This is a genomic window from Idiomarina solivarensis, assembly GCF_033052755.1.
Classification (GTDB): Bacteria; Pseudomonadota; Gammaproteobacteria; order Enterobacterales; family Alteromonadaceae; genus Idiomarina.
This window is the reverse complement of sequence record NZ_JAVFHZ010000003.1, coordinates 294407-307664: the sequence shown is the minus strand read 5'-3', so window position 1 is coordinate 307664 and position 13258 is coordinate 294407. Positions and strand designations below refer to the sequence as shown.

General features: G+C 50.1%; 10 protein-coding genes. 4 read left to right on the top strand and 6 right to left on the bottom strand.

Annotation, left to right across the window (positions count from 1 at the left end):
* Window positions 1-64: 64 nt before the first annotated feature.
* Window positions 65-1642 (bottom strand): beta-helix domain-containing protein, encoded by a 1578-nt coding sequence (locus tag RBK99_RS07240; RefSeq protein WP_317503963.1) that lies wholly within the window; start codon window positions 1640-1642, stop codon window positions 65-67.
* Between the two features lie 201 nt (window positions 1643-1843).
* Here RBK99_RS07240 and RBK99_RS07235 point away from each other — a divergent pair, with 201 nt between their 5' ends.
* Entirely contained in the window at window positions 1844-2695 is an 852-nt protein-coding gene (locus RBK99_RS07235; protein WP_317503962.1) for an MBL fold metallo-hydrolase, read from the top strand.
* A gap of 7 nt (window positions 2696-2702) precedes the next feature.
* On the opposite strand, the gene argH is transcribed toward RBK99_RS07235, so the two are convergent.
* Genes argH through argC form a run of 5 tightly spaced genes read right to left on the bottom strand, consistent with a single transcriptional unit; the run spans window position 2703 to window position 8486 of the window.
* The gene (argH, locus tag RBK99_RS07230) at window positions 2703-4565 is read right to left on the bottom strand and encodes an argininosuccinate lyase (RefSeq protein WP_317503961.1); all 1863 of its coding nucleotides are present in this window, start codon (window positions 4563-4565) and stop codon (window positions 2703-2705) included.
* A gap of 3 nt (window positions 4566-4568) precedes the next feature.
* Window positions 4569-5780, bottom strand: a complete 1212-nt coding sequence (locus RBK99_RS07225) for an argininosuccinate synthase (RefSeq protein ID WP_317503960.1) — start codon at window positions 5778-5780, stop codon at window positions 4569-4571.
* Window positions 5777-6727: an ornithine carbamoyltransferase gene (locus RBK99_RS07220; protein ID WP_317503994.1), complete on the bottom strand. Its 951-nt coding sequence runs from the start codon at window positions 6725-6727 to the stop codon at window positions 5777-5779. Before RBK99_RS07220 ends, RBK99_RS07225 begins: the two co-directional genes overlap by 4 nt.
* Before the next feature lie 2 nt (window positions 6728-6729).
* A complete protein-coding gene (argB, locus tag RBK99_RS07215) occupies window positions 6730-7461 on the bottom strand; it encodes an acetylglutamate kinase (protein ID WP_317503959.1) in 732 nt (243 codons plus the stop codon).
* Window positions 7458-8486 carry an N-acetyl-gamma-glutamyl-phosphate reductase gene (argC, locus tag RBK99_RS07210; protein WP_317503958.1) on the bottom strand — a complete coding sequence of 343 codons (1029 nt, stop codon included), beginning with the start codon at window positions 8484-8486 and terminating at the stop codon, window positions 7458-7460. The genes argB and argC overlap by 4 nt, the downstream gene beginning before the upstream one ends.
* 103 nt (window positions 8487-8589) lie before the next feature.
* Between argC and argE the strand changes: the two genes are divergently transcribed.
* The 3 genes from argE (at window position 8590) to aceB (ending at window position 13231) form a co-directional block, all read left to right on the top strand.
* Complete coding sequence (gene argE / locus RBK99_RS07205) at window positions 8590-9750, top strand: acetylornithine deacetylase (RefSeq protein WP_317503957.1); 1161 nt, start codon at window positions 8590-8592, stop codon at window positions 9748-9750.
* Between the two features lie 88 nt (window positions 9751-9838).
* Window positions 9839-11464: a methyl-accepting chemotaxis protein gene (locus RBK99_RS07200; protein ID WP_317503956.1), complete on the top strand. Its 1626-nt coding sequence runs from the start codon at window positions 9839-9841 to the stop codon at window positions 11462-11464.
* A gap of 183 nt (window positions 11465-11647) precedes the next feature.
* Entirely contained in the window at window positions 11648-13231 is a 1584-nt protein-coding gene (gene aceB / locus RBK99_RS07195; RefSeq protein WP_317503955.1) for a malate synthase A, read from the top strand.
* Window positions 13232-13258 lie beyond the last annotated feature (27 nt).

Here is a 13258-nt window from a genome sequence, read left to right as displayed (position 1 = left end):
CTGAAAGAGAATCAGCACAAAGGCGCAACCTCAGTTGCGCCTAGTTAGAATGGGTTTAACCAAATTAATCTTGTTCAGCTGCGTCCAGAGCAGTCTGAACCCATTGGTACCATTCAGAGCTGGTATCCTCACTGGAGAGCGCACCAATGAAGTCAACCGAGGTGAAAAAGTCATCATTCAGGCTGGTCAAATCATTCGCCGCAACCGTAATGTCTGCTGAGCTCATATCAGTAGAAAATCCGTCATCAGCAAAGACCGTTGCATTGCCGCCGATGCTGGCGTTAACGCCGCCATTAAGGTACCACTGAGAGTAGGTTTCGCCGCCGGCAAAGGTATTATCACCCGTGTTCACAAACTCATTCACACAAGCCATCGCCGAATTGAAGTATTCCAGCTCACCGGCTTCAACGCCCAACTCGCCGTCAGACGTGAAAAGAATACAGCCATCATCCGCAGTCGCTAATTTCTTCACTTTCAGGAAGTTATACAGTTTACCCTGGAAGTTATCATCAAACTTAGTCGCAATAGACGGGTCACCATCGCGAACCGAGGTGCCGTCGGTCGTGCGGATAGTCACGTTTGCAATAACCGGAGCTGAGGTCGGTGCGCCGGAGTATTCAGGGCCTGAGTTTTTCTCGCCATCGGCTTCAAAGCCACCATTACCCATGTAAGCCGTTTCGCCATTTACATCCACCGTGCCGTGCTTAATGTACAAAAATTGTGCTTTGCCCTGCCAGCCAGCATCAATGTCCATTGAGTCATCCTGGGTGTCAGTAAAAACGATATTTTTCAAATTAGCCGCACCACCGAAAAGCTCGACGCCGTCATCGTATCCCTGGTGGATATGAATGTATTGATAAGAAGAACCGCTGCCAACACCATTTAGCGTTAATGAGTTAAGATCATCACCATCACCACCGGTGCGGGGACCTGAGCCAGCGTACCAAATTTGAGCGTAAGTCATTGAGCCGCTGTCATCAGCATTGTCATTGCCACCGTAGTAGCTCACGATACCTTCTGAAGCTACGTTACAGGTACCGGCATCACGTTGCGCGTCGGTACATTGGTTGGTAATGCCGTTACCATTAATAATAATGCCGCCCCAGTCTGCGTAGCGAGGTCCGTTGCCGGCTACGTCATAGCGGGTAAACTCATTCGCTGAGGTAAACTTCACTGGATTCTCGAAAGTGCCCTCGGCATTGAGCTGAGCACCACGTGCTATCTGAATGATACCTTCGCCAGAAGTGAACGCCAGAGTCGCGCCCGCTTCCACTGTCATTACCGGCCCATCCTGCTCAATTGTGCAATCTGTTGTCGTGTCGCAGTCCTGACCAATTTGCAACGCGCCATCAAAAATATGAATGCCGTCTTGCGGCAGGTCCGAAAACGTTAAATCTTCTTGAATTTCAACATTTTTACCGGCGAATTCAGCATTGTAAGAACAATCCAGTCCGTCAAAAGTCCCTTGTAACCCAGAGTGGCTGGCACACGGATTTTCACCACTGTTACCACCGCCAGTATCACCGCCATCAGCACCACCGCCGTTATTCACGGTTGGTGTCACATTAATATCACCGCCACAGCCTGCTAAAAAAAGTGCCGCCGTTACTGCAGAGATTTTGAATAAAGTATTAAATTTCATTGGGTTCTCCCGACTTGGATGTTGTCCAGTTATGATTTAAGTCGGGAGAAGACTAAGACGCTTGCATGACAAGATTGTGACAACACAAAAGTGTCACACAATATTCACCGTACGGTAACCTAACCATTTGTTTGATGATCTTTGCGCTTGTTTAAGAAGTAACCTATATCAGTAATAACAAAAACCACACGAGGAAAATTCATGCGTAAATTTTTACTGACCAGTTTAGTGGCGACGCTGCCCATGCTGGCTCTGCCCGCTGCAGCGGACAAGTTCGAAGAGGTCACTATTGAACACAACGAAGTGGCGGACAACATCTATATGTTGAGCGGTGCTGGTGGCAATATCCTGCTGTCAGCAGGCGAGGACGGCGTGTTTTTGGTTGACGACCAATACTCGCAAATGGCAAAACGCATTGCGAAAAAAGTTCAGGAAGTGAGTGGCGAAGACGTTCGGTATATTCTGAATACACACTTTCACGGTGACCATGTCGGATCGAATACCTGGTTTGCGAACCATCATGACTCCACCATTTTTGCCCATGATAATGTCCGCGAACGCCTGAGCAACGACGACAGCTTTGCCGCGGCAGGTTTACCTGCTATTACTTTTAATTCCGGTATGACCTTTCATTTGAACAATGACACCGTGCATGTGTTTCATTTACCTGCCGGACATACCGACGGCGACAGTGCAGTCTGGTTTGAAAACGCTAACGTGCTGCACCCGGGCGATTTACTGTTTAACGAACGCTTCCCCTTTATTGACCTGAAAAGTGGCGGCGACGTTGACGGCTACATAGCCAATGTTGAAGAGTTAATAAGCCGTATTAATGACGACACGGTCATTATTCCCGGTCATGGTCCTCTAGCTAATAAAGCCGAGTACCAGAGCTTTCTGACCATGCTGAAACAAACCAAAGCCGAAGTCGACACCATGAAACAGCAGGGTATGACCCTTGATGAAGCGAAAACCAAGGGTCTGAGTGATCAATGGAACGACTGGAGCTGGTCATTTATTACAGAAGAACGCTGGATAGAAACCCTGTACTAATCCTCGCTCACACCTTGGTACGCATAATGAGTTTATCATTCGACGGCTCAAGGCAAAACTCCATGGCCAACTCATCGCAGTTGGCCAGTCTTGGGCACAGTTCACAGTCTTTCATCACTTTTTCCGGTAAGCTGTCTTTTGAACAATGGTTAAAGCCTTGCTGTTCAAAAAAGTCAGGCACCCGGGTGAGCACAATGACCCGGTTAAGTAGCAGCACTCGCGCCTTTTTCAATAGATAAGACACCAGCATCCGGCCCTGTCCCCGAACTTCCGTCTGCGGATGAACACCCAGCGAACGAATTTCTGCCAGACCGGTGGTGTATATGTAAAGCGACGCGCACCCCATCACTTTACCGTTAACCTCGGTCACCGCAAACTCGTTAATCGAATGCACAATGTCGTCCTTAGCCCGGGGCAAGTTTTCACCCGCGCCCGCCCAATGCTGAACCAGTTCCAGAATAGCGCCAATATCGCCTAAATTAGCGTCCCGAATATGGATATTCTGTTGCTGCTTCGCGTTTTTTAGCGCCTCTGCAACCCGTTGCGGTGAGGTTCCGCCCAGCGCACAACGCTTCTCCAGCAAAGCCTCAAGTGTCAGCCAGCCGTACACGTCGCTATCAATAACCGGCACAACCGCCTGAAGCGCTTCTATTGGCATTTCTTCCAGCGGCTTTTGTGCCTGTATCGCCCGTTGCACCAATTCACCAACATAGTGATGGGCCCGGCGGAAAGGCTCGCCTTTCGACACCAAATAATCGGCCAGCTCAGTCGCGTTAGCGTAGCCGCCCTGCGCCGCTTTACGACAAGCGTCATGTTTAACCGTCAGGCCATTCAAACTGGCCGTAACCATTGCCAGTGACGCCTGCCAGGTCAAAAAGGCATCAAACAGGCCTTCTTTGTCTTCCTGCATATCTTTGTTGTAGGCCAGCGGCAATGCCTTTAACGTCATCATGAGTCCGGTGAGCGAGCCAACCACCCGGCCACTTTTACCCCGCACTAACTCCAGCGCGTCCGGGTTTTTCTTTTGCGGCATTAAGGAAGAGCCTGAGGTTACGTTGTCACTTAGTTCAATAAAACCCGCTTCGCCCGAGTTGTAGAAAATCAAATCTTCCGCCAGGCGCGACAAATGCAGCATCGACAGCGATGCGGTACTTAACAGCTCCACCACAAAGTCACGATCAGATACTGAATCCAGACTGTTTCGGGTTGCTTCACTAAAGCCCAGCTCGCTGGCGATAGCTTCCCGATCAACTGCATAGGCGGTGCCTGCCAGTGCGCCGCAACCTAAGGGGCTTTTATTGAGCCGATCAGTGGCGTCTTGTAAGCGCTCACTATCGCGCTGCAGCATTTCTACATAAGCTAAGCACCAGTGCGCCAACAAAACCGGCTGTGCCCGCTGCAGGTGCGTGTAACCGGGAATCACTGTGTCTTTTTCACGCTGAGCAAGATCCAGTAATGCCTGCTGAGTCTGCTTCAGCGACTGCTGCAGAACAGCGGCCTGCTCGCGACACCACAAACGTAAATCGGTAGCAACCTGATCATTCCGGCTGCGCCCGGTATGCAGCTTTTTGGCTAAATCACCCACCTTAGCTATCAATGCGGCCTCAACAAAAGAGTGAATGTCCTCGTCGCCGCCAACAGCAACTGCCGCAGGGTCTTCGCGCACTTCACTGAGCAATTCATTCAATGCCTGCTGTAATTGCTGACATTCATCATGGTTTAACACGCCAACCTTGTGCAGCGCATTCGCCCAGGCTTTCGAACCGGTAATATCCTGCTCAGCTAACACGTAGTCAAACGGCAGCGAGTCATTAAATTTCTGAAATGCGGCATCGGGCTCCGCCGCAAAACGTCCGCCCCATAGCGCCATAATCTACCCCTTTTGCTGCTTTTGTAACGCTGCTATTCTGCTCGGTAAGGAGAATAACCGGATAAAGCCTTCGGCGTGTGCCTGGTTATAGACTTCGTCTGCACCAAAAGTGGCAAAGTCTTCGCTGTACAAACTGTACGGAGAGCTCTTCTGTACCGCTGTTACAGAACCTTTATAAAGTTTTAGTACTACTTCGCCGCTGGCGGTTGCACACAAAGACCGGGCCGCAGCCATCACCGATTGCTGCAGCGGGGTAAACCAGCGCCCGTCATACAACAACTGTGCAAACTGCTCGCTCAACTGACTTTTCCAGCTGCGGCTGACTTTATCCAGCACCAGCTCATCAATGGCCTGCAAAGCAGCCATCATCACCGTCCCGCCAGGTGTTTCGTAACAGCCCCGGCTTTTCATTCCCACCAAACGGTTTTCTACAATGTCCACCCGACCTACACCGTGCTTAGCGGCCATGTCGTTCAACACCTCTAAACATTCAAAAGGCGACAGTGCTTTTCCATTCACCGCGGTAATTTCACCATTTTCAACCGTCACCGAGACAGATTCCGGTTTGTCCGGCGCCTGCTCGGGTGACACCGTCATGGTCCAGACTTGTTCACTGGGTTCGCACCAGGGATCTTCCAGTTCGCCACCCTCGTGCGAGATATGCCAGGCGTTGGCGTCCCGGCTGTAAATTTTAGTCGCCGAGGCAGAGCACGGAATAGTGCGCTCGGCTAAGTAATCCAGCAAGGACTCGCGGCTGCTCAGATCCCATTCTCGCCAGGGCGCAATCACTTGTAAGTCGGGTGCCAGGGCAGCGTAGCAAGACTCAAAACGTATCTGGTCGTTCCCTTTGCCGGTACAGCCGTGTGACAACGCATCGGCCCCCACTTTGCGAGCCACTTCAACCTGCGCTTTCGCTATAATAGGCCGGGCCATGGCGGTTCCCAGCAAATACGTGCCTTCGTAAATCGCGCCGGTTTTCAGCGTGGGATAAACGTAATGCTTAACAAATTCCTCTTTTAAATCCACGACATGGCATTCGGAAGCGCCCGACGCTTTCGCTTTTGCCTCTACCCCTTCAAGTTCGTCGGCACCCTGCCCCACGTCAGCAACGAAGGCGACCACTTCACAGCCGTAAGTTTCCTTTAACCAAGGCACAATAGCGGATGTATCCAGGCCGCCAGAATAGGCCAGTACGACTTTTTTAATGCTGCTCATGAGGCTTTCTCCATAGATTCTGGCAGGACCGCTGCCGTGGGATTCAGTAATAAGGTTAACAACGCGTTTTGCGCGTAAAGACGGTTCTCTGCCTGCTGGAAACAGCGGGACATCGGGCCGTCCATAACATCGCTGGTAATTTCATAGCCGCGGTGCGCGGGCTGACAGTGCAGCACTGAGGTGGCACCACTGGCTTTAACCAGTTGCGAATTAATTTGATAAGGGTGGAAAATCTCGCGTACCGCATCCAGAGGCTGATCATCCCCCATAGACACCCAGGTGTCGGTGTAGAGCGCATCGGCTTCTTCTGCCGCAGCAATATCATGCGTTACCGCAATGTTGGCACCGTTTTGAGCAGCTAATGCTTGTGCTTTTTTCACGAGGTCAACATCCGGCTCATAGCCTTTCGGACAAATAACGGTGCAGTCCGCACCTACTGTGGCAGCGGTTAGCATCAGTGAATGCGAGACATTATTACCGTCACCTAGATACACCAGCTTTAGCTCTTTAACCTTGCCGTACTGCTCCTGCAGCGTCAGAAAGTCAGCCAACGCCTGACACGGGTGAAACTTGTCACACAGGCTGTTCACCACGGGTACTGATGCGTGTTCCGCCAGTTCTTCAAGAGTTTTGTGCGACATCACCCGTGCGACAATCGCATTAGCCCAGCAGGAGAGATTACGCGCATAGTCAGCTACTGTTTCACGTACGCCCATACCCTGCCCCTGCTCATTCAGGTACACGGCATGACCGCCGAGCTTCTGCAGGCCAATGTCAAAAGACAAACGAGTGCGCAGGCTAGGCTTTTCAAATAAGGTCACCACGCTTTTGCCTGCCAACGTGTGTTGGTATTTTTCGGGGTGGGCTTTTTGCGCCTGCGCTAAAGCCAATAACTGCAAAGTGTCAGCTGACGATAGCTCCAGCCCGGATAAACAATGTTTCATTATAATTACTCACTAATCTGTGTGCCTGAATGGGTTTGACTGATTAAATTCCAACTGCCTATTCGCACACATCGTCGTAAGCGTTTTGCAGCGTCCAGTGCGCCGCGCACTTTCACTAACATGCCACCCTGAATGACCTTCTCCTGTACCAGTAACTCAATTGCTTTAGTATCCAGCTGTGGAATGGCTCTGCCGTTGCTGTCCAGCACCGCTTCAACATCAGTTAAAAACAACAGCTCCGCATTGTAATTAGCCGCAACGGCAACCGCTGCATCGTCTGCATTTACGTTGAACCACTCTCCTTGCGAACCAAAACCGATAGGGCTTATTAACGGTAAACAGTCATGCGTAAGTAAACTGTCTATCAAACCGGTACCTGAAGTCGCACAGACGCCCACCTGCCCCAGTGCTGCCGATTGCTGCTGACAAGAAATTCCGGCTTCGTAAAGAGTGAGCCCCACAGGCTTTAATCCGGCAGCTATCGCCCGGCTCATTAAGTGCTTATTGGCACAACCAGCCAAAGCGCCGACAATATAGGGCATATGCTCTGGCGGGCTGACACGAAGGCCATCGACTTTTTCACTGACTAAGCCCGCTTTGCTCAGCCATTGCTGAACCATAGCGCCGCCACCGTGTACAACAATCGTTTTCTCGCTGTCCTCAACTAAAGACGCAAATAGCGCATCCAGTGCATTAGGTTGCTCTAATAAGCTGCCGCCCAGTTTTATCACCTTCATAGCAAGCCCTCTTCCATGGGCAAACCCAATTGCAAATTAATGCACTGAATGGCCTGGCTGGCCGCGCCTTTCAGTAAGTTATCGATAGCAGCAAACGCAATAAGCTGGTTCCCCTGCCGATGCCAGCCAATATCCACAAACGGTTGCTGCACCACATTTTTAATGGCCGGGCGGGCCTCTTTCTCAATACGCACCAGGGGCTGCCCGGTATAGCATTGGTAAGCATTAGCTAAGTCTGTATCGGTCACATCAGCATTGAGTTCGGCATAAACAGTGGCCAGAATGCCGCGGGGGAACTGCGCCAGGTGAGGGGTAAACAGCACGTCGTGTTGCAGTTGCTGAGCAATTTCAGGCGTATGCCGGTGTTGAAATAAGCCGTACGCCTGCAAAGAAAGCTCAGCTCCATGGTTGATAAGAGAGGCTTTACGGCCAGCTCCGGTAACGCCCGATACCGCATTAATAATCACTTTACTGTCAGTCAGTACGCCGGCTTGCTGTAATGGCAGCAGTGCCATCAACGCCGCCGTTGGATAACAGCCCGGTACCGCTACTAACTGAGCCTCGGTTATAGCCTGCGGATACCACTCGGCCAGCCCATAAACCGCTTGCTGCAGCCACTTTTCCTGCGGGTGCTCAAAGCCATAGAACTCAGGGTAAAGATCACTGCTGCTCAGACGAAAACCACCAGAGAGATCCAACACCTTTAGCCCGGCCTCCAGAAATTCCGGTGCAAGATTCACGCTGACATTATGGTCCGTGCATAAAAACACTGCTTCAGCGTTCTGTTTAATACTCAGCTTGGTCTTATCCGATAAGGTGTGTAAGGGCACTTTAAGCAAATTTGAATATTGTGGATGCAAATCACTCAACAACTGACCCGCATCACTGCTATGCTCAGAGACATAACAGCCTGACAGGTTAAGCAACGGGTGTTGCTGCACTAGCCGTGTGAGCTCTGCACCGACATAACCGCTGGCACCAATAATGGCAACTGAGTAAGACTGCACGAATTGTTGAGACTGCATAGCACCAAAAAGACCTGTTGCTGTTTCTGAGTAAAAATGCAGAATAACTGAATAAGTATACTTATGCAATAATAGTGAATAATTATATTAAGGATTCATAACTATGTCCGCATCTTCATTACCGTCTTTTTTCTCTATGTACCAACAGCTCATCGCCTTGCCATCCATTAGTGCGACCGACCCTAAGTGGGATCAGAGCAATAAGAAGGTGATTGACTTATTAGCTCAATGGCTGGAAACACTGGGGTTTGCTTGTGAAATTAACGAATTAGAAAGCCAGCGGGGCAAATACAACTTATTGGCGCGCCGGGGCTCAGGCAATGGTGGACTGCTGTTGTCAGGACACACCGATACCGTGCCTTACGATGCCAATCGCTGGAACTACGATCCGTTTAAACTCACCGAGCAGGATGGCCGTTGGTACGGCCTTGGCAGCATTGATATGAAAGGCTTCTTTGCCTTTGTTCTGCAGGTACTGAGTGAACTGAACAGCGCAGTACAAACCCGTCCGATTATGATCCTGGCGACTGCCGATGAAGAAACCACCATGAACGGCGCTCGCGAAGTCAGTCGTTTTGCCAACCTAAAGCCCGACTATTGCGTGATTGGTGAACCCACCGAAATGCGCCCTGTGTACGCCCATAAGGGGCACATGAGCGAAGTCATTCGAATTACTGGTCGCTCCGGTCACAGCTCCGATCCCGGGCTGGGCATTAATGCCATAGAACTTATGCACGAAGTGATTTCAGCACTGCTTAAACTAAAAGAAGATTTTAAGCATAAATATTCAAATTCAAGCTTTACTGTGCCACAACCCACCATGAATTTCGGGCACATTCATGGCGGCGATAACGCCAACCGAATTTGCGGCTGTTGCGAACTGCACCTGGACATTCGCCCACTGCCCGGTTTGTCCGTTGACGAACTTTATGTTCAATTGCATAAAGCGACCGAAAGTATTCAAAAACGCTACCCGGGGTCGGTCGAACTTATTTCACTGCACCATCCGATACCGGGTTTTCAGCAAGCAACCGACTCAGCACTGGTCCAACTTGCCGAAAAAATAGCACAAAACGAGGCACAGGCTGTAAACTACTGCACTGAAGCCCCTTTCCTGCAGGAGCTGGGTTGCGAAACACTGGTCATGGGCCCCGGCTCAATCAAACAGGCACATCAACCCGATGAGTATTTATCCATCGAAAGCATAAAGCCCACTCAAGAAAAGCTAAAAAGTTTATTAAAAAGCTATTGTTTTGAGGAGTAAGTGCCGATAGCCCATTAAGGTCTTGGTTTTGGGTGGCATCAAAACCGTACGCAGTAGACAACATTTGGATACAACAAAGGAATATCACATGATACGACAGCTCTCCATCGGTGTTCGCGCAAGCGCGGCTTTCGGACTCATTGGAATACTGACGCTCATTTTGGGCATTTTTGCACTCAACCGTATGGGTGCCATAGAAACTCAGCTGAATATCATTAGTCACGAACAAGTTCCTTCAGTTGATAACGTGAATGATTTAGACAGAGAGTTTCTGAGAGTTCGCATCCATTCAGCTAACGTCGCCGCTTACGTTGATGACCCTGCCCGGCTGGAAAAATATCAAAAGAGTCTAAAAGACTCCATTAATGACCTTAAACGTAATCAAAGTGAATACGAAAGCACGATTGAAGACCCTAAGGCTAAACAGCTGTTCAACGAATACATGGCGCTCGATGAAGAATATTGGAAGCTGAATGAGCAATTTACTAAGCTCGTCAACGCAAATCTTCCCGATGCCATCGATTCCATACGTGAAAACAACATTCTTCCACTGACCAATAAAATTTCTGCAAAGCTGGATCAGCTTTTAGAAAGAGAAATGGCGCTAATTGAAGAGGCATCCAGTGAGGCTAATGCCGTTGCAAGTGCAGCGAACATAGCCGTTATCGTCGCACTGGTGGTTGTTATTGGCTTGCTCGCATTCTTCGCGATAGTGCTTACCCGAAGCATCGTCAAACCTATTGGTGAAGCCGTAGATTTTGCTAAAGTCATCGCTTCCCGCGATTTGAGTCAGACGATTGAAATTGAAGGTAATGACGAGCCGGCACAATTGCTGCGACAGCTGCGTACAATGCGAGAACAACTGCGTGAATCGATGACCACTATTTCAGAGTCATCAGAACAACTCGCATCAACTTCCGAAGAGTTGAGCTCGGTTACCGATGAGTCTACTCGCACTATTCAGCAGCAGTCTGAAGAGCTTGAACAGGCAGCAACGGCAGTAACCGAATTAACCACCGCCGTTGAAACGGTCGCACAAGATGCGCAAAACGCCTCGGAAGCTTCTGAAGAAGCCAACCGACAAGCGCAGCACGGCAACGACCGTGTGCGTCAAACGGTAAGAGCTATCGAGGAACTCTCACAAGAAATTGGGGACTCGTCGGGTAGCGTTACCGAATTAGCTGAGAAAGTAAAAAATATTACTAAGGTACTTGAGGTCATTCGCGGTATTGCAGAGCAAACTAACTTACTGGCACTTAACGCTGCTATTGAGGCTGCACGCGCCGGGGAGTCAGGTCGGGGCTTCGCCGTAGTTGCCGATGAAGTGCGCTCTCTGGCCCATAAAACGCAGCAATCCACGGTTGAAATTGAGGACATGGTCAAGGCCATTAATGAGTCCAGTGACCGCTCAGTCGCTACCATGGACAGAAGCTTAGAACGAGCAACTAAGACTCTGGATGTGGCACGAGAAGCCGGTGAAGCACTGCAGTTAATCTCAACAGCCGTCGATGAAATCAATAATCACAATACATCCATCGCCAGTGCTTCAGAAGAGCAAGCGAACGTATCACGTGATGTTGATAAGAACCTGCTCAGCATCCGCGACTTATCAAACTCAAGCGCATCGGGCGCTGAACAAACCAGCGCCTCGAGCAAAGAGTTATCGCGACTGGCCGTTGACCTAAGTGAGTTGGTAAGAGCCTTCAGGCTTTAACCGCTATTCACTGATAACGACGAACGGGGCCGCATTGGCCCCGTTCGAATTTTAGCCACAAAATTCACTGCAACTAAAATAATCCTCCTGAATACCGCTAATCAACCGCATAAATTAGACTAATGGTTCGACCAGCATCTACTCTTAATCCGTGTTAACAAACCTATAACAACGGATTTAAAAATGAACAACCTGTTTGATTTTAGTCACCCGCTTAATGACCAAGCCAAAACGCTGTTCAACGACAAAAGCCAGGCATTTCTGGCTGAACTGGTCGATACCTTTCAGCCACGTTTAAATGACTTACTGGAGAAACGTCAGCAACGCCAGGCGCAATTTGACCAAGGTCAGTTGCCTAATTTTGATCCGGCCACGAAAGACCTCCGCGACGCAAATTGGCGCATAGCAGACCTCCCGCACGATTTAAAAAAACGCCGTCTGGAAATTACCGGGCCAGTGGATCGCAAAATGGTCATCAACGCATTGAATGCTAACGTTGACTGCTACATGGCCGACTTTGAAGATTCGCAGTCACCCACCTGGGACGGCATGGTCCAGGGCCAAATCAACCTGCGTGATGCCAACATTGGCGGCATGACTTACACCGACCCTGACAGCGGTAAGCGTTATGAAGTTGGTTCTGATCCGGCCCTGCTGATTGCCCGGGTTCGCGGTCTGCACTTACCTGAAAAGCACGTGCAACGTAACGGCCAGGCCATACCCGGCGCGTTAATGGATTTTGCCCTGTACTTTCTGCTGAACTACCAGCAGCGACTGCAGCAAGGCTCTGGTGTTTATTATTATTTGCCGAAACTGGAACACAGCGAAGAAGCCAAATGGTGGGCCGACGTGTTTCATTTTACCGAGAAGAAATTCAACCTAAAAACCAGCACCATCCGCGCCACCATATTAATTGAAACCTTGCCGGCCGTGTTTCAGATGCACGAAATACTGCATGCACTGAAAGACCATATTGCCGCACTTAACTGTGGTCGCTGGGACTACATTTTCAGTTACATCAAAACCTTAAAAGAACACCCGGAACGAGTTCTGCCCGACCGCCAGGTGGTCAGCATGGACAAGCCGTTCCTCAATGCCTACTCCCGGTTGCTAGTGAAAACTTGTCACCAGCGCGGCGCCTTAGCTATGGGCGGCATGGCTGCCTTTATCCCCAGCAAAGATCCGGCAGAAAACGAAAAGATCCTTGCCAAAGTTCATGCCGATAAAACTCTGGAGCGCGACAACGGTCACGACGGTACCTGGATTGCCCACCCCGGACTGGCTGATACCGTGCGCGAAATCTTTGTTGACGGTATTGAAGGTGATAATCAACTTCATGTGTTGCGCGAACACGACACCGAGATTGATCAAGCCTTACTTCTGCAGCCGTGTGACGGCGAACGCACCGAAGCCGGTATGCGCACCAACATTCGGGTGTCACTGCAATACATCGCTTCCTGGCTGAATGGCAAAGGCTGCGTCCCTATTTATGGTCTGATGGAAGACGCCGCCACGGCTGAAATTTCCCGTACCTCAATCTGGCAGTGGATCCGCCACGGTAAAACCCTTTCAGACAACACCCCGGTCACTAAGGATCTGTTCAGAAAATATCTGCAAGAAGAAGCTGACGTGGTTAAGAGTGAAGTAGGCGAACAACGCTGGAGTAGCGAACCCTTCTCACAGGCCCTGAGCTTACTGGAAGACATTACCACAGCCGACGAGCTGGTCGACTTTTTGACCCTGCCCGGCTACCAACAACTGAAATAACAACGATTAAAGAACAACAAGGACTTA